15 protein-coding genes are annotated in these 16,752 nt (G+C 70.2%); 6 read left to right on the forward strand and 9 right to left on the reverse strand.

The features are described from left to right. Window positions 1–7: 7 nt before the first annotated feature. The 5 genes from ACLJPY_RS16100 to ACLJPY_RS16120 form a co-directional block, all read right to left on the reverse strand. Window positions 8–808, reverse strand: coding sequence for an IclR family transcriptional regulator (locus ACLJPY_RS16100; protein WP_410589306.1), 801 nt, complete (start codon window positions 806–808; stop codon window positions 8–10). A gap of 90 nt (window positions 809–898) precedes the next feature. Next, window positions 899–1,840, reverse strand: coding sequence for a hypothetical protein (locus ACLJPY_RS16105; protein WP_410589307.1), 942 nt, complete (start codon window positions 1,838–1,840; stop codon window positions 899–901). A gap of 52 nt (window positions 1,841–1,892) precedes the next feature. After that, on the reverse strand, window positions 1,893–2,489 hold the full coding sequence (locus ACLJPY_RS16110) for a nuclear transport factor 2 family protein (protein ID WP_410589309.1): 597 nt from the start codon (window positions 2,487–2,489) through the stop codon (window positions 1,893–1,895). 29 nt (window positions 2,490–2,518) lie between these two features. Continuing rightward, window positions 2,519–3,271 (reverse strand): SDR family NAD(P)-dependent oxidoreductase, encoded by a 753-nt coding sequence (locus tag ACLJPY_RS16115; RefSeq protein WP_410589311.1) that lies wholly within the window; start codon window positions 3,269–3,271, stop codon window positions 2,519–2,521. Between the two features lie 70 nt (window positions 3,272–3,341). After that, window positions 3,342–4,802, reverse strand: a complete 1,461-nt coding sequence (locus ACLJPY_RS16120) for an aldehyde dehydrogenase family protein (RefSeq protein ID WP_410589312.1) — start codon at window positions 4,800–4,802, stop codon at window positions 3,342–3,344. A gap of 780 nt (window positions 4,803–5,582) precedes the next feature. On the opposite strand from ACLJPY_RS16120, the gene ACLJPY_RS16125 reads away from it, so the two are divergent. The 6 genes from ACLJPY_RS16125 (at window position 5,583) to ACLJPY_RS16150 (ending at window position 12,993) form a co-directional block, all read left to right on the forward strand. Beyond that, window positions 5,583–6,533, forward strand: a complete 951-nt coding sequence (locus ACLJPY_RS16125) for a sugar ABC transporter substrate-binding protein (protein ID WP_410589314.1) — start codon at window positions 5,583–5,585, stop codon at window positions 6,531–6,533. Between the two features lie 3 nt (window positions 6,534–6,536). Continuing rightward, entirely contained in the window at window positions 6,537–8,099 is a 1,563-nt protein-coding gene (locus ACLJPY_RS16130) for a sugar ABC transporter ATP-binding protein (protein WP_410589316.1), read from the forward strand. Window positions 8,100–8,199: 100 nt separating this feature from the next. After that, on the forward strand, window positions 8,200–10,389 hold the full coding sequence (locus ACLJPY_RS16135; protein ID WP_410589318.1) for an ABC transporter permease: 2,190 nt from the start codon (window positions 8,200–8,202) through the stop codon (window positions 10,387–10,389). Window positions 10,390–10,435: 46 nt separating this feature from the next. Next, entirely contained in the window at window positions 10,436–11,071 is a 636-nt protein-coding gene (locus ACLJPY_RS16140; RefSeq protein ID WP_410589319.1) for a TetR/AcrR family transcriptional regulator, read from the forward strand. Between the two features lie 39 nt (window positions 11,072–11,110). Further along, a complete protein-coding gene (locus ACLJPY_RS16145; RefSeq protein ID WP_410589321.1) occupies window positions 11,111–12,103 on the forward strand; it encodes an amidohydrolase family protein in 993 nt (330 codons plus the stop codon). Further along, window positions 12,100–12,993, forward strand: coding sequence for a cyclase family protein (locus ACLJPY_RS16150; RefSeq protein ID WP_410589323.1), 894 nt, complete (start codon window positions 12,100–12,102; stop codon window positions 12,991–12,993). Before ACLJPY_RS16145 ends, ACLJPY_RS16150 begins: the two co-directional genes overlap by 4 nt. 90 nt (window positions 12,994–13,083) lie before the next feature. On the opposite strand, the gene ACLJPY_RS16155 is transcribed toward ACLJPY_RS16150, so the two are convergent. The 4 genes from ACLJPY_RS16155 to ACLJPY_RS16170 all read right to left on the reverse strand — a co-directional run bounded on the left by ACLJPY_RS16155 (window position 13,084) and on the right by ACLJPY_RS16170 (window position 16,391). Next, window positions 13,084–13,452, reverse strand: a complete 369-nt coding sequence (locus tag ACLJPY_RS16155) for a VOC family protein (protein WP_410589325.1) — start codon at window positions 13,450–13,452, stop codon at window positions 13,084–13,086. 233 nt (window positions 13,453–13,685) lie between these two features. After that, the gene (locus ACLJPY_RS16160) at window positions 13,686–14,528 is read right to left on the reverse strand and encodes a patatin-like phospholipase family protein (RefSeq protein WP_410589327.1); all 843 of its coding nucleotides are present in this window, start codon (window positions 14,526–14,528) and stop codon (window positions 13,686–13,688) included. Then, window positions 14,525–15,454 (reverse strand): aldo/keto reductase, encoded by a 930-nt coding sequence (locus tag ACLJPY_RS16165; RefSeq protein WP_410589329.1) that lies wholly within the window; start codon window positions 15,452–15,454, stop codon window positions 14,525–14,527. The genes ACLJPY_RS16160 and ACLJPY_RS16165 overlap by 4 nt, the downstream gene beginning before the upstream one ends. 307 nt (window positions 15,455–15,761) lie before the next feature. Further along, window positions 15,762–16,391 (reverse strand): TetR/AcrR family transcriptional regulator, encoded by a 630-nt coding sequence (locus ACLJPY_RS16170; RefSeq protein WP_410589331.1) that lies wholly within the window; start codon window positions 16,389–16,391, stop codon window positions 15,762–15,764. Window positions 16,392–16,752 lie beyond the last annotated feature (361 nt).

The raw sequence follows: 16,752 nt of genomic DNA on the forward strand, positions 1-16,752 counted from the left end.
GCTCTGGCTAGGAGTGCCCGAGCTCCTGCGACATCAGCCGGGCCGAGCTCAGCAGTTCCGCCGTAACGGAAGTCAGCTCGGCATCGGTGGCCTGCTGGGCGGGCAGGACGACGGCAACCACCAGCGGCAGCGAATCCGCCGCGGAGAACACCGGCGCAGCGACCGAGACCACCCCGGGAACGACGCCACCGGAGGTGACCGCGACGCCGGTGCGCAGGACCTCGGCGGTGAACCCCTCGACCTCGTCCCGGCTGGGGGCACCGGGCGTCCGGAGCTGACCGCGAAGAAGCGGTCCGGTGAGCGTCTTCGGCAGGTGGGCCAGATAGACCTGGCCGATGGACGACGTCAGCAGCGACATCGTGGCGCCGACCCGGACGGTGATGGGCAGCGCGTACGACCCGTACTCCCAGCGGACGACGACCGGTCCGTGGTCGCCCCAGACGGCAAGATTGACCGCGTGACCGGTCCGGTCGCGCACGGCCGGCAGGTGCTCGGAAACCAAGGAGACTTCGTCCATCCGGCGCAGCGCCTCGATGCCCAGCCTGCGCAGGGCGGGCCCGAGGTCGTAGCGTCCCGACCGGGCCGACTGGGCTACGAGCCCGGCGCGCCCCAGGCTCACCAGGTAGCGGTGCGCCTTGCTCGGCTGCATCCCGCTCGCGACGGCGATCTGGCTGAGCGTCATGGGGCCGAGCCCCTGCTCCAGCGCCTGCAGCACCGTCATGGCGAGTTCGACGGACTGGATGCCCTGTCGCGCGGGCGACGTCCCGGGCTCGTCACTCGGGTCGGGCGGCAGCTGCGAGGCGGTCACGTCCTCACTCTATTCACTGACAAAAGTCGCGAGGTCATCGACCGACGAGGGTCGCCGGCGAAGGCGTGCTGCCGACCGCGGTCAGCCACGCTATCCGGGGACGAGCACGAGCTTTCGGCGCGCTCCGGCGGCCTGCCGCGCCCAGGCGGCCTCGACCTCTCGTAGTGGTACGGCCTCGACGTCGACCTCCACCTGGCCGGCCGCGACACTCCGGGTGAGGTCCAGGTAGGCGGCGCGGCGCTCCTCGAACGGGCAGTGGAAAAGCGCATAGCTGCGCAGGTCCATCGCCCGGGCCCGCAGCTCGGCGGCCGGAAGATCGAGCGAAGGAGCGGCGACCTGCCCCATCTGGATCAACCGGGCGCCGTGCCGTGCCGCCTTGATCGCCCCCAGTGCGGGGAGGCCCCACAGCGGATCGATGATCACGTCGGCGGGGCCGGCCCGGTCGATCACCGTCCGCGCGAAGTTGTCCGGATCGTCGGTGAGGGGAACGGCAGACAGGCCGGGCTCGGCCGCGAGCCGGTCGAGAGCCGGTCCCGGCAGGTCGGCGGCCACCACCGCACCGGCGCCCAGCGCGCGGGCCGCCTGATGGGCGATGCGTCCCAGCGCTCCGGTGGCACCCAGGACCAGTACCGTCTCACCCGGCTGAAGCCGCGCGCGCCAGGTCAGGGCGGTCCAGGCCACCAGCCCGGTGTTGCCCAGCGCGGCGGCGGCGAGGTCGTCGATGCCGGGCGCCACCGGCATCAGCCGGTCGGTGGGTACGAGGGTCTGTTCAGCCCAGGCGCCGTAGGGTCCCACGGTCTCGTCGAAGAAGACCCGTTCCCCGTCGTCGGTGAAGCCGACCCCGTCGGTTCCCACCACGTGCGGAACGGGGGGCACTTCGCCGTAGAACCGACCGGACGCGCGCAGGAGCACGAAATGGTGCACTCCAGCGGCGGTGACCCGCAGCACCGAGTTCCCGCCACCGCCCGTCGGCGGCGGGAACTCGTCGTACGCGGGCGCGGAACCCAGCTCGTGCAGTACGGCAGCCTTCATGTCCTTCTTCCTTCGACGTTGTCAGAGGGTGTCGCGTGCGGGGCCGGCTGTCTCACCGGGTGGCGGGCACCTGGTGCAGCCAGCCGAAGGCGGCCTCGTAGAGCTCGTCCACCTGCTCCGGGCGATCGCTTCCGTACAGATCGTCCCGAAGCGGCTTGCCGATCTCGTGCAGGTGGTAGGCGAGGTACATGAACGGCCTGCGGAATCGCGTCAGGACCTCGGGGTCGATCTTCGGCGACGTCCCGTACACCACGGGTACGAGGGTGTCGCGGTCGTAGATGCAGTCGAGGCGGGAGATCTTCCAGCTGTCCTCGATGCGTTCCAGCCGGTACAGCAGCCGGGTGGAGGAGATGACGTAGGCGTCGACGCCGCCGAAGCTCTGGACGATCGAGATCTCGGCCGGAACCTCCGCCACCGCGCGGTCGGCCGCCGTGTGCACCACGGGCGGGGACAGCCGGTGGCTGGGCCGGAGCCCCTCCGCGAAGCTCGCCCGGGACAGCTCGACGAACTCGGCCCCGGATCCGTCGAACCAGGTGATGCGGACCCGCGAATGCGGGTGGAAGCAGGACCCTTCCTGGTCGAACCAGCCGCGGTCGCGCCCCTGGCGCTCTTTGAGGATCACCTGCGTGATCTCGGTGGTGTCGTTCATGACCGCTCCTCGCCGATGTAGAAGACCACTCACACCCGCATCAAGCCACCGTCGGCGACGATGGTCTGACCCGTCACGAAGGCCGAATCGTCGCTGGAGAGGAAGCAGACGGTGCCCACGATGTCGGCGGCCGTCCCGACCCGCTTGATCGCCTGCATGCCGGCGACCATCTCCAGCACCTCGTCACCGATGAAAGCCTGGCCGCCCGGGGTGCTCGACGCCGTGGGACAGACGGCGTTGACGGTGATGCCGTGCGGAGCCAGGTCGGTGGCCAGGGCCCGGGTGAAGCCGATGACCCCGCCCTTGGCGGCCATGTAGGAGACCATGTCGGGCACCGCGAGGCCGAGCGAGTTCGAGGCGATGTTGACGATCCGCCCCCAGGACCCGTCGCGCATCGAGCCCATCACGGCCTTCGCCATGAGGAACTGGGAGTCCAGGTTGATGCCCTGGATGCGCTTCCACTCCGCGAAGTCCAGCTCCCAGATGTCCCGGAAGGGGAAGGCGCCGGCGTTGTTGACGAGGATGTCGACGTGCCCGGCGAATCCGAGCATGTCGGCGGTGATGGCTTCGACCTGCTGAGGGTCGGTGAGGTCCGCCTGCAACGCGAGCGCCTTCCGGCCGGTCTCCTGCACTGCCGAGACCGTCTTGTCCGCGGGGTTCAGGTCGACCGCGATGATGTCGGCGCCCCGGCGGGCGAGTTCGGTGGAGATGGCGGTACCGAACCCGCCTGCCGCGCCGGTGACGACGGCGACGCGGTCGGCGTGGGTGGACGGGCTGCTCATGGACTGCTCCTTTTTCCGCTGTTCGGGGTGCCCGGTCTCAAGGGGCCGGGTACGGCGTGCCGCCTGGCGATCAGTGCTGAGCCGGCACGTAGTCCTGCACGATCTGCTTGTACTCGAGGAAGTCCTCCATGCTGGCCGTGCCGCCGAGCCGGCCGAGGCCGCTGGCCTTGTAGCCGCCCTCTTCGAACTCGATGGTCAGATTGGCCCAGGAATTGACCGAGATCAGGCCCGCGTCGAGCTGCCGTGCCAGGCGCGCCGGCCGGTCGACGTCGCGGCTGTAGACCGACGCCGACAGCCCGTACTTGGTGCCGTTCGCCAGGGTCACTGCCTCCTCCTCGGTGTCGAAGACCTGGACGGTCTGAACCGGCCCGAAGGTTTCCTCCTGCACGATCGCCAGCGAGGAGTCCTCCACCGACAACAGCGTCGGGTGGTAGAAGGCGCCGCCCGCCAGGGCCGGGTCGGTGCTCGGGCCGCCGCGGACGATCGGCTTCGCGCCCGCCGCGATGGCTTCTTCGACGGCGGCGTCGACGCGCGCGACCGACGCGGTGTCGATCATCGGCCCGATCTGGCTGGCTGGATCCGACGCCGGGCCGGGCTTGACCGCCTCGAGCCGCTCGGCCAGCTGCTGAGTGAACTCGTCGGCGATTTCGCGCTGCACGAGCACCCGGCTCCCGGTCATGCAGAACTGCCCGGCGAACACGGTCGAGGAGGCCACCACGGTCGGCAGGACCAGGTCGAGATCGGCATCCGCGAAGACCAGGTGGGGCGTCTTGCCGCCCAGCTCCAGCCCCACCCGCTTGAAGTTCTCCGCGGCGTTCCGGGCGATGATCCGGCCGGTCGCGGTGCTGCCGGTGTAGCTGATCACCGGCACCTGGGGCGACTCCACCAGCAGTTCGGCGACCTCGGAGCCGGACTCGATGACGACGTTGACCACGCCGGCCGGCAGTTCCGGCACGCCGGCGAAGATCTCCGCCGCCAGGTGGCCGGACTGGGCGGCCTGGCCGGGCAGTTTGAGCACTGTGGTGCAGCCGGCCGCGAGGGCCGGGGCCAGAGCCCGGATCGAGAGGTACGCCGGCGAGTTCCACGGGGCGATCAGCCCCGCGACGCCGACCGGCTGGCGGATCGTCATGGCCTGCCGGCCGGGCTGGGTGTCACTCACGCGGCCGAAAGTGTGCAGCGCGAGCCCCGAGGCGAAGCGCAGGGCCCGGACGATGAAGTGCGCCTCGAACGCGGCCTCGCCCGGCAGCTTGCCGTTCTCCCGGCAGAGCGTGGCGACCACGTCATCCATCCGGTCGGCGTAAGCGTCGGCCAGGTGACTCAGCGCGGTGGCCCGGCGCATCGCGTCCAGCCGCCAATCGCTGCCGAGGAAGGCGCTGCGGGCGGCGTCGATCGCCGCTTGCCCGTCCGCCTTGTCCGCGTCGGCGTAGGTGCCGATGACCTCGCCGGTCGCCGGGTTGATGCTGTTCGAGGTCCGGGCGGAACCGACTCGTTCACCACCGATGAAATGCCGCACCGCGATGTGCTCAGTCATCTTCTTGTCTCCTCCGATGAGGGCATGCCGGCGAGGACCACGCCGGGGAAGCGTCCGGTGTGCGCAAGACCGGCGACGCCGTTCCCGCTGCCCGCCAGGCTCCAGCGTTCACCTCTATGCATTAGATTCACGAATGCTGAACCTTGGACACGCTGGTGTCAAGGCTGGCCCGAAGGCCACGAGGGCGGCGGTCGCGTCTTGCGGCGCGCGATCCCCCCGCATCCCGTGGGCACGCACACCGCCCTTGACAGGGTCTGACCACTCCCTTAGCTTCACTCTACCGCTGTATGTAACGACCGCCACAGAAGCAAGGCGGTGGGCTGGGTCAGCGAGCCCGCCGCATGTCGACCCCCCTCCCGCCTGGCATTGGACGTGCGTGTCCGCTGCGCAAGCCACCAGGGCCGGCGGTTCGAGGAGCGAAGGGCCCGAGGCCCGCACCGTGGCAAAACGACAACGTGTCACTGACGACAGGAGAGTCGAGTGCTGCTCGCGAAGATCGGTTACCTGAGGCGCGGCAGCGTCCCGCCTTCACGGTCCCGCGCATCCAGGTCCACGGGGAAAACCACGCCGACCCGGTCGGCACCCACGAGTGCCGGCGGACACTGGAGGCACAGCACCGCGCTACGAGCGGCAGCGGCGGGTGCGGCGACGGTGATGGCTCTCTCGGTCACGGCCTGCGGGTCAGGCTCGACCTCGTCCGGGGCATCGGCACAGGGAGCCGACCTGGCGGCGGCGAAGGCGGCTGTCGCGCCTTACACCGGTCACTCCGGCGCGTTTCCGGTGACGCAGCCACTCAGCAAGCCACTGCCGGCCGGAACGAAGTTCGCCTTCCTGCAGTGCGGAACCGCCGCGTGCGGATTCACAGCCAAGCTGCTGGCGCCCGCGGTCAAGGAGGTCGGGGGCACCCTGACCGCGGTGAGCGCCGGCACCACCGCACAGTCCATGCAGGCCGCGGTCTCCAGCGTCCTCACCCTCAAGCCGGCCGTCGTGGTGATCTCCGGCATCGACCCGAACGTGTTCGGCGGTGCGCTCAAGGACCTGTCCGCGGCCGGCATCAAGGTCGTCACGATCTCGGTCGCGCGGGACACCGCACCGTACGGCGTCACCTTCAACTACATCGGTCTGCAGACGACCCAGACGGCGGGGAAGCTGATGGCCGACTGGGTCATCGCGAACAAGGGTGCCAAGGCCGACGTCGTGTTCTACGGCGTGCCCGCGATCGACTTCTCCACCAAGCAGCAACAGGCTTTCGAAGAGGAGATGCGGAAGTACTGCGCGGGATGCGCAGTCCGGGCGGTACAGATCAACGTCGCCACGTTGGGTACCACCTCCGCCCGCACGGTCGTCACCGACCTGCAGTCGCATCCCAAAACCGACGTGGCGGTGTTCGCGAGCGCCGAGGTGGCCGCCGGTCTGCCGACCGCGATGAAGGCGGCCGGTCTGTCGGTCACGACCCTCGGCTACGCGCCCCAGCCGGGAGGCCTGCAGGACATCAAGGACGGCGGCATGACGGCCGGTCTGGCCGTCGACTTCCCGATCGCCGTGTGGACCGCTGTCGACGCCTCGGCGCGGCTGGTCGAGGGTGACCAGCCGACAGCCTCCGAGCAGGCCGGCGAGGTGCCGATCCAGCTGCTCGGACAGCAGGACATCACCTTCGACCCGTCTCGGGGCTGGTCCGCCTACCCGGACTACCAGCAGCGGTTCGCCACGCTGTGGCACCCGGCGGGATGACCCGTGGACACCGAATCCGTACCGCTGCTGCGCGTGCGCGGTATGTCGAAAACGTTCCCTGGGCTGAAGGCACTCGACGACGTGGCCTTGGAAGTCCGCTCCGGTGAGATCGTCGCGGTCCTCGGCCACAACGGGTCCGGGAAGTCGACGCTGGTGAAAATCCTCGCAGGAGTCCACTCCGCTGATCCGGGATCAGTCGTGGAGGTCCGCGATGCCGAGGGCCGACTGGTGTCGGGGCTCTCGGCGCGGGAGGAGCTGCACTTCATCCACCAGGACCTCGGGCTGGCCGACATCCTGACCACGGTCGAAAACCTGGGGCTGCGCCGCACCTCCCCGGGCCGGAGCCTGGCCCCGGTGCACGGGGCAGCGGAGCGGCGACGCGCCCAAGAGCTGATCGCCCGGTTCGGCCCCGGCTTCGACGTGACCCTTCCCGTCGGCCGGCTGTCCCCGGCGCAGCGGGCGATCGTGGCCATCGCCCGGGCGATGGACGGCTGGACCCGCCCGGACAACGTGCTGATCCTGGACGAGCCGACAACGGCGCTGCACGGCGACGAGGTGCAGCTGCTTTTCGAGGCGGTCCGGCGGGTCGCGGCCTCCGGCGCGGGAGTGGTCTTCATCTCCCACCGCCTGGACGAAGTACTCGAGCTGGCCGACCGCGTGATCGTCCTGCGGAACGGGAAGGTGGTGGCGGAAGAGCCCACTGACCGCCTGGACCACGATGCCATCGTCGCCCTGATCGCCGGCCGGGCCGTGGCCGACCTGTCGAGGACCAGGCAGGCCGCTCCGGGCCCACCGGTGCTGGAGGTCGCCGGGATCAGCGGCGAGGGGATCAACGACTTCTCGTTGACCCTGCGAGCCGGGGAGATCGTGGGTATCGGCGGCATCCTGGGATCGGGCAGGGAGCACCTGGGGCCCATGCTGTTCGGTGCCGCGCACCGGTCCGGGGGCCGGGTGGAGGTCACCGGGGAGGAACTGGCCGCCGACGACACGATGGCGGCGATCGAGGCCGGAATGGCCTATGTCCCGGCCGACCGCCGACGGGGTGGCGCGGTGATGGGGATGACCGTCCGGGAAAACCTGACGCTGCCGGCGATGCGACCGCTGCGGCGCGCGTTCGGCCGCCTCGACACCCGGTCCGAGCGGGCCGAGACCCGTGCCTGGATGGACACGGTCGGGCTGCGCCCGGCCGACCCCGAGCGGCGGTTGCAGCTGTTCTCCGGCGGCAACCAGCAGAAGGTCGTGCTGGCCAAGTGGCTGCGGGTCCGGCCCCGGGTGCTGCTGCTCGACGAGCCCACCCAGGGCGTCGACGTCGGCGCGAAGGCAGCCATCTACGAGCTGATCCTCGCTGCCCGCGGCGAGGGCACCGCGGTGCTGCTGTGCTCGTCCGACACCAAGGAACTGGTGACCCTGTGCGACCGGGTGCTGGTTCTCAGGGAAGGCCGCGTGGTCAGCGAAGTACCCCGGGCTGAACTGACCGAGGCCCGCCTGGTGCGGGACGAACTGGACCTGCTGGCAGTCGCCGGCGCGGTCCGCGGCGAGGACCGGGGAGGTGAGCGCGGTGCCTGACCGTGCGGTGTCCGGAAGTGAAGCGGCCGTCGGTGTACGAACCCTCCAGGGCGCAGGACCCGAGAGTGCAGCGAGCAAATGCAGCGAGGAGAACAAGGCCATGAACGTCGCGACGCCCGGAAAGGCCCCGGGTGAAACGCTGCCGGAGCTGGTGGGTGGACGTTGGCCGGTGCGGTTGCGAAAGGCGGTGGCTTTCCGCAACATCGCCGCGTTGTATCTGCTGGCAGTCATGGTCGTGGTGTTCTCGCTGTGGGTACCCGACTCCTTCCTGACCGCCGGCACCTGGCGATCACTGCTCTCGGACCAGGCCATCACCTGCCTGGTCGCGGTCGGTCTCGTGGTACCCATCGCCGCAGGCGTGGTGGACCTGGCGATCGGAACCGAGGTCGGACTGGGCGCGATCGTGGCCGCCTGGCTGCTGATCGGCCACCTGCCGACACCGGTAGCGGTACTGCTGTCACTGACGGCAGGAGCCGGAGTCGGAGTGTTCTCCTGGCTCATGATCACCCGCGCCAGGATCCCCTCGTTCATCGCCACCCTGGGCGTCTCCTCACTGCTGACCGCCGTGATCGCCTGGCTGTCGAACAGCGAACAGATCATCGGCCTCCCCACCGGCTTCTCCCGGATCGCCACCGGCCAGTTCCTCGGCCTGACCTACCCCTTCTGGATCATGATCACCGTCTCCACCCTGCTGTGGTACGTCCTGGAACACACCCCACTCGGCCGACGCATCTACGCCACCGGCGGCAATGTCGACGCAATGGGCGGATCCAGTGAGGCGGCAGCGCTGGCCGGCATCCGCACCTCGCGGATCATCCTCGGCGCACTGATCACCGGCGGCGTGGTCGCCGCGGGAGCCGGAGTACTCGAGACCGCCCAGCTCTCAGCCGGAGACCCCACCATCGGACCAGGCTTCCTGCTCCCCGTCATCGCCGCAGTCTTCCTCGGCTCCACCCAATTCCGCGGAGGCCGGTTCAACATCTGCGGCACCGTCGCCGCCGCCTACGTCCTCGCCGTCGGCGTCAAAGGCCTCCAACTGGCCGGCCTACCCATCTGGACCCCCGACCTCTTCAACGGCGCAGCCCTCCTACTCGCCGTCGGCCTCGCCGCCTGGCGCAGACCGGTCGGGACCCGGCGCGAGGCCGTCCTCCGGCTCCTGCGTGGCAGCACCCCGGCGGCTTGGAGCCGACGGCGCATCCGCCGTGCCGACCTCGCCGCCCGCATCACCACCGCCCGAGCCTCGGACCGCATCCCGCCAAAGGTGGCGGGTGGGCGTTGGCCGGCGCGGTTGCGGGGGGCGGTGGCTTTTCGGAACGTGGCGGCGTTGTACCTGCTGGCGGTCATGGTCGTGGTGTTCTCGCTGTGGGTGCCCGACTCCTTTCTGACTGCCGGCACTTGGCGGTCGTTGCTGTCGGATCAGGCCATCACGTGCCTGGTCGCGGTGGGCTTGGTGGTGCCGATCGCCGCAGGCGTGGTGGACCTGGCGATCGGAACCGAGGTCGGACTGGGCGCCATCGTCACCGCCTGGCTGCTGATCGGCCACCTGCCGACACCGGTGGCAGTGATGTTGTCGCTCGCAGCGGGAGCTGCGGTCGGGATTCTCTCGTGGCTGATGATCACCCGCGCGAGGATTCCGTCGTTCATCGCCACCCTGGGCGTGTCCTCGCTGCTGACCGCCGTGATCGCCTGGCTGTCGGGCAGCGAGCAGATCGTCGGCCTTCCTGAGGGCTTCTCCCGGATCGCCACCGGCCAGTTCCTCGGCCTGGCTTATCCGTTCTGGATCATGATCGTCGTCGCCATCCTCCTGTGGTATGTCCTGGAACGCACCCCGCTGGGCCGACAGATCTACGCCACCGGCGGCAATCCGCACGCCGCCGCGCTCACCGGCGTCCGTACCTCCCGCGTCCTGCTTTACGCCTTGATCACCGGCGGTGTGGTCGCGGCGGGAGCGGGGTTGCTGGAGACCGCCCAGCTCTCGGCCGGAGACCCCACCATCGGACCCGGATTCCTGCTCCCCGTCATCGCCGCGGTGTTCCTCGGCTCCACCCAGTTCCGCGGAGGCCGGTTCAACATCTGGGGCACCGTCGTGGCCGCCTACGTCCTCGCCGTCGGAGTCAAAGGCCTCCAACTGGCCGGCCTGCCCATCTGGACCCCCGACCTGTTCAACGGCGCAGCCCTCCTGCTCGCCGTCGGCCTCGCCGCCTGGCGGGGCACGCCTGCCACGCGCAGGACCGCGATCCTGCGGTTACTGCGGATCCGGTCGGTCACCTCCGCGGATGGAGCGTCGTGAACGGCGCTCGGGTGGTGGGCGCCGGTCCTCTCCGTAAGCTGCGGCAATGAGTTCACCACCTGCGAAAAACCGGCGCCAGCTGCAGGGCGACCGCTCGCGAGAGGACATCCTCGACGCGGCCAGCGAGCTGATGGCCGCACGCGGCTACGACGGCACCAGCATCTCCGCGCTGGCGAGTGCTTCGGGACTGCCGGCCAGTTCCATCTACTGGCACTTCGGCTCGAAGGAAGGCGTGCTCAAGGCCGTGATGGAGCGGGGGGCGGCTCGCTTCGCGGCGGAGACGTCCCTGGACGACGTTCCTCGAGAGGGGTCCCCTCGAGAGCGGGTGACCTGGGTGCTGCAGCGCGCTGCCCGCATCATCGAAGAGTCACCCGGGTTTCTGCGCCTGCAGACCATTCTGCTGCTCAGCGCACCGACCGGTGAGGCGAATGCCGCCGTCGCCCGGCTGCGGCAGCAACAGCGCGAAGGTTTGCGCGACGCGCTGGCCCTCTGCTTCGCGGAGCCCGGGGGTCCGGCGGCCGTCGAGACCGCGGACCGGCTGGTCGACATCGCCGCGGCCACGTTCGAGGGTGCCTTCCTGGCCGCGCAGGCCGGCTCGACGGCGCACTCGGAGACGCTGGCGCAGCTCGCCGACGCGCTGATCCGGCTGGCCGAGCAGGCGCAATCCCGCGCGGCGCCCTGACCGCGCGGTCCTGGACACATCACACCGAAGGAGATCGTCATGGCCGTTGTCGAGCACGCGGTGACCAACGCGCCGCCGGTACCGGAGCAGGTGCGCGGGCGCATCGACACCCACACCCATGTGGTGCCTCCGGAGTACCTGGCCTGGCTCAAGGCAAACCCTGACTACCAGGGGGCGCTGATCGACTGGCATGCGGAATCCGCGCTGGCGGCCATGGACGCGATCGGCATCGGCACCGCGATCCTGTCGGTACCCAACCCCAGCGTCCGCTGGGGGCCGGGCGACGATCCCGCGCAAGTACGCCGGCGGGCGCGCGCGGTCAACGAGTTCTGCGGAGAGCTGCGGCGCGAGGACCCCGGACACTTCGGCTTCTTCGCGACGCTGGCGCTGCCCGACCTCGACGCCTCCTTGGAGGAGGCCCGGTATGCGCTGGACGACCTGGGCGCCGACGGCGTCATCCTGTTCGGCAACGTCGACGGCACCTACGTCGGCTCGCCGCGGTGGGATCCGCTGATGCAGCTGCTCGACGAGCGGGAAACCGTGCTCTTCGTCCACCCCGCCGCCCTGCCGGGGCCGGCGGTCGAGGGAATCACCTCGGGGGTCGTCGACTTCCTGGCCGACAGCACCCGCGCGGCGGTGAACCTCGTCAAGCACGACTGCCCGCGCCGCTACCCCCGGCTGCGCATCCTCCTCTCCCACGGTGGCGGCTACGTCCCCTACGCCGCCACCCGGATCGCCAGCATGATTTCCCGGGAGACCGACGAGGCCGACACCGTGGCCCAGCTGAAGACGTTCTACTACGACACAGCGCTGACCGGGAGCCCGTACGCGCTCCCTTCGCTGCTGGCCTTCGCCGACCCCGGGCACCTCACCTTCGGCTCCGACTGGCCCTACGAGTTCCGCCCGGAGCAATCCCGTCAATTCACCGAACGGCTCGACGCGTTCGAGCTGACCGACGAGCAGCGGCACGCTCTCAACCGCGGCAACGCCGAGCAGCTGTTCCCGCGCCTCGCGCCGGAAGGTGCCTCGTGAACGATCAGCCGACCGCCGCCTCGACGGACATGCCGGGCAATTGGGGCCGTTGGGGCGAGCGCGACGAATACGGAACGCTGAACTTCATCACCGACCAGGCGCGAGCCCGGGGCGCGGCGTCGGTCCGCACCGGGCGCGGGGTGTCGCTCGCGCACCCCGTCGCCGCGGTGACCCTTGCCGGGGGCGGCCCGGTGCCGCACGGGCTCGCCCCGATGCCGGCGCCGGTGCAGCAGTTGCTCTACTTCACCGGGTCACCGGCGAGGGCCCTGTCCGACGTCCTCGTCGTGAACACCCACCACGTCGCGTTGACGCACGTCGACGCGCTGGCGCACTTCCCGGTGGACGGCCAGGTCTACCCCGGTGTCGCGGTCGACGACGCGGTGGCCCAGGGCACCCTGCGGCACGGATCGACGACACCCTTCGCCGCCGGGATCACCACCGCCGGAGTATTCCTCGACCTGGCGCCGGGCGGCCGGCTCGCGCCGGGCCATGAGGTGACGGCCGCGGATCTCGGCACCGCCGCGCAGCGGGCCGGTGTCCGCGTCCAGTCCGGCGACGCTCTGGTGGTGCGCGGCGGCTGGGTCGTCCACCGGGACCTGGCCGAACCGTTGCCGGCGATGACACCGGACGCGGTCCGGTGGATGGCCGAGCAGGAGATCAGCGTGCTGGCCAGTGATATCGGCGATCTCCCCCCGGGCGCCGGGAAACCGCCGGTGCTGCACGGAGTCGGGCTCGCGCGGCTGGGTCTGCCCCTGGTCGACAACGCGGACGTGTCCGCGCTGGCTGCCGTGTGCAGCGAACTGGGCCGCCATGACTTCCTGTTCACGCTGGGAGCGATGCCCGTCCAGGGGGCGAGCGGAGTGCCGGTCAACCCGCTCGCGATTTTCTGAGGAAGCGGCCGGCGGACGCCCTGGCGTCCCGGTCGGGGCTTCCCCGCCTTGGTCTTCGAAGTTCCGAGATAGCGGAGCGAGCCGAGATGATCAGGCGAATCGGCCGGGCCGCAGCTCGTCGATCTTGATCAGAAGACCGTCGGGCGTGGTGAGCTGCAGTTGCCGGCCGAAGCCGGTTTCGGTGACCGGCTGGGTCACCGTCATCCCTGCCGCGCGCAGCTGCCGTTCCACCTCGTGCAGCGGCTGTTCAGCTTGGAAGTTCAGCTCTACTCGGCCCTCGTTCTGCTGGGGATTGGGCGGGTGCCCCAGCAGCCCGAACCGGGAGCCCGCCAGTTCCAGCAGGACCCAGTCTCCGTCCCGGCTGCCGTGCACGACGTGAGCTCCGAGCTGCTCATAGAACGCCACCGAGCTGCCCATGTCCTGTACGTGCACCATCGGTCGCAGCCGGATGCCGGTCACGGCAGAGGCAGGTAAGTCGGATCCTGCGGTGGGCGACATAGCGTGCTCCTGCTGGCTCGGGAAGAAGCGACTCAGGATGCCACGGGAGCCGCGAACCCGCGATCCGGGCGAGAACGCTCCGACAGGACGCGGAAAATCGGATCCTGCGGGACACTCTGGTGGGGCCACCGCGCGATACCGCCGCCGAACCGCGGACCTCTACGCGTCACCGCCCCACTCCACACACTTCCAGCTCAGGCTTTCTTCCACTTGACCTTCAGACGGCGGCCCTGGGCGCGCCCGGCCTCGGCGGCCGGTTCGCGCGTGGAGGGGTCCAGTGCGTTCCCGCCGATCGCCAGGCGCGCCGCTTCGTCCGGTTCGACGACCGCGACCTCGGATCCATCCGCCTGCAGTTCCTCGACGGTCTGCGCCAACGGCTTCTCGCTCGGCAACAGTGCTGCCGGTCCCAACGGTGCGATCACCAGGACTCGGGCCGCTCCGGCGGCGTAGTCGGCGTTCGTGTGGGACCGCACGCCGCCATCGATGTACCGGCGCCCGCCGATCGTCACGGGGGGCCACACGCCGGGCACGGCGCAGCTCGCCGCGACGGCGTCGACCAGGCTCACTCCCGACGTACCGTCGAACACGCGCGGCTCCCCGCTCCCGGCGTCCACCGCGACGATCTTCACCGCTCGCGCCGGCCACCTGTGGGACGGCAAGCGCGACTCGATCACCGCGCGTCGCTCGGATTCCGGCACGGTGCCCGCCTCCAGCGCGAGCCCACCCACCGCGCGCCGGATCTCCCGCGCGGACATCGCGTTCCGCACAGCGGCCGCCATCGCCGAACGGAGGGTTGCCAGATCCACCTCGACCATGAGCTCGGCGGCCTGCAACTGCGGTTCGACCTGCCGGGCGTAGAGGTCGGCCAAGCTCAACCCGCTCCCCAGCTGCGCGGCGACGGTCGCGCCCGCCGAGGTCCCGACGATCAGCTCGGCCCCGCTGACGTCCTGGCCGGATTCGGCCAGCCCCGTCAGCAAGCCGGTCGTCCAGGCCACTCCTGCGACGCCTCCGCCTCCCAGCACCAGCGCTTCGGTCATGTCCGGTCCCGTCCGCGGCCGGCACGGGCCGAGATCGCGTCCAGGTCCGCGAGGGTTTTGTCGTCCAGCTCCACCGCACCGGCGTCGACGTTCGCCTCAAGGTGCCCCGCGTCCGCGGTACCGGGGATGAGGAGGGTGTGCGGGGCGTGCCTCAGGATCCAGGCCAGGCCAATCTGTGCGGGGGTGCAGCCGGCGGCCTCCGCGGCGGCGATCACGGCGGGCTCGTCGGTGACCTTCGGCAGGCCGGGGATGGCGCCGCCCAGCGGGAAGTAGGGCACCCAGGCAATGCCTTCGGCGAGGCAGAGTTCCAGCATCTCCTCGTCGTCGCGAGCCACCAGGCTGTAGGCATTCTGCACGCAGACCGGGCCGGCGGACAGGGCGCGACGCAGCACGTCCAGGCTGACGCTGCTGAGGCCGATGGCGCCGATCTTGCCCTCGTCGCGCAGGCTGGTCAGCACGGCGAGCTGATCGTCGAGATCGACCACCTGGCCGCCCTCGGGGCGCAGTCCTGGGCCGGCGTCCGCGCGACGCAGGTTCACCACCGCGAGCTGGTCGACGCCGAGACCGGCCAGGTTGGCCTCCACCTCTGCCCGCAGTTCCTCGGGACGCTGGGCGAGCCGCAGGGGCCGCGGACCGCCGGGGTTGGCCGCGGCTCCGACCTTGCTCACGACGGTGACATCGTCCTCGGGCCGGATCGCGTCGCGGATCAGCCCGTTGACGAAGCCGCCGCCGTAGAAGTTCGCGGTGTCGATGTGGTCCACGCCGAGTTCGACCGCGCGGCGGAGGATGGCCACGCCCGCGTCGCGGTCCGCACGCAGGCGGGATAGCTGCATCGCACCGTAGCCGACGCGCGACACGGTGCGGCCGGCCAGCAGGCCGGAGCCCCCGGGGCGGGCGGAGGCGGCCGAGGATCGAGGTGATGCCATGAAGAAGTCCTGTCGTGAGTGATGGCCACGACGGATGCAGGCGGAGAGGTTCCGGTCGAACCGACCGTAGGACTCAACCTCTGCTTCTCGGGCCGGAGCGTGTCTCGACGTGCTTGGGCTCAACTATTCGTCTATCTGTAACGTTCGTTTTACAACTTAAGCTCCGACGCCGCCCACGTCAAGATCCGGATACGCCACCAAGACGACTGAGCGCCGTGCCCGGTGTGACCACCGGCGGGCCGGTGACACGCGTACGTTCCAGTTCGGCACTGGGGTCGTCGGATGCTTCGCCCCGGCGCGCCGGTGCCTATACCAGGGGAGCCAGCAAAGAATGAGCGACGTGGGCGAGGTGGTCGGCCAACTCGTCAGGCGAGTCGGCCATGCCGCGGCTGATCCAGTCGATGACGACTTCGCTGACGCCCGCGACGAGGGCCAGCAAGGTCCGCTCGAGCCGGAGCCGGTCGCGTTGCCGGCCGACTGCGCGGCGGATCAGCCGCCCGAAGACCTCGGCGTCGGTGCGGAGCAGGCCACGCCGTCGTAGCTCCATGCGCGGGGCGTTGATGTAGATGACCCGGGCTCGCCTCGGGTTCTCGTGCAGCAGGGTGACCAGGGCTTGCATCATCGGCCGCAGCAGCTCTTCGAGGTTGGCGGACCGGGCCGGCGCCGCCGCGGAGACACCGGCCAGCAGCCAGTCGTTCTGTTCGCGATGGACGGTGATCAGCAGGTCCGCGCGGTCGGCGAAGTGCTCGTAGAAGTAGCGTTTCGCCACTTTCGCCTTCGCGCAGACATCGGACACCGTCACGTCGTCGTAGCTGCGTGAGGCGAACAGCTCCAACGCCGCCTCCGTGATCCGGTCGCGTCGATCGGCGGTGCGCTCCTGCCGTGACTGCCCGGCGTAGGTCTCGCCACGCTCACCCTTCCCCGCCCGGTCACTCATGTCCCCGTCCTCGCCTCGATCCGACGAGCCACCCTAACGCCTGACCGCATGTTCACGCGCACAATGTAGAACGTATGCGTTCCAGACTCTTGTGCCGTGGGCCACACCTCCCCCATACTGCTGGTTCGAGTTCACTGACGAGCGCGCCGGAGACGACATGACCCCGATGACCGGCGGCAGACCCACCCGGCTGCACCGCAGACGGAGACAGCCCGGACCGGATCAGTCCTCCCGTCGCTGAGGTCGCGGCTTTCTTCGCCCAGACCACCGACCGAGGCGGTTTCGCGTTTCTCCGGGACGACTCAATCATCGGGATATCAGTCGGAACCCCGAGTCGAATTCCCTCCAGCCGCAACGCCCC

The organism is Amycolatopsis sp. lyj-23, from assembly GCF_046549135.1.
Lineage (GTDB): Bacteria > Actinomycetota > Actinomycetes > Mycobacteriales > Pseudonocardiaceae > Amycolatopsis.

Coding starts and splice junctions, on each gene's coding strand:
- ACLJPY_RS16105 (WP_410589307.1), bottom strand. CDS start 1,840: ATGAAGGCTGCCGTACTGCACGAGCTGGGTTCCGCGCCCGCGTACGAC.
- ACLJPY_RS16110 (WP_410589309.1), bottom strand. CDS start 2,489: ATGAACGACACCACCGAGATCACGCAGGTGATCCTCAAAGAGCGCCAG.
- ACLJPY_RS16115 (WP_410589311.1), bottom strand. CDS start 3,271: ATGAGCAGCCCGTCCACCCACGCCGACCGCGTCGCCGTCGTCACCGGC.
- ACLJPY_RS16120 (WP_410589312.1), bottom strand. CDS start 4,802: ATGACTGAGCACATCGCGGTGCGGCATTTCATCGGTGGTGAACGAGTC.
- ACLJPY_RS16135 (WP_410589318.1), top strand. CDS start 8,200: ATGAACGTCGCGACGCCCGGAAAGGCCCCGGGTGAAACGCTGCCGGAG.
- ACLJPY_RS16140 (WP_410589319.1), top strand. CDS start 10,436: ATGAGTTCACCACCTGCGAAAAACCGGCGCCAGCTGCAGGGCGACCGC.
- ACLJPY_RS16145 (WP_410589321.1), top strand. CDS start 11,111: ATGGCCGTTGTCGAGCACGCGGTGACCAACGCGCCGCCGGTACCGGAG.
- ACLJPY_RS16160 (WP_410589327.1), bottom strand. CDS start 14,528: ATGACCGAAGCGCTGGTGCTGGGAGGCGGAGGCGTCGCAGGAGTGGCC.
- ACLJPY_RS16165 (WP_410589329.1), bottom strand. CDS start 15,454: ATGGCATCACCTCGATCCTCGGCCGCCTCCGCCCGCCCCGGGGGCTCC.
- ACLJPY_RS16170 (WP_410589331.1), bottom strand. CDS start 16,391: ATGAGTGACCGGGCGGGGAAGGGTGAGCGTGGCGAGACCTACGCCGGG.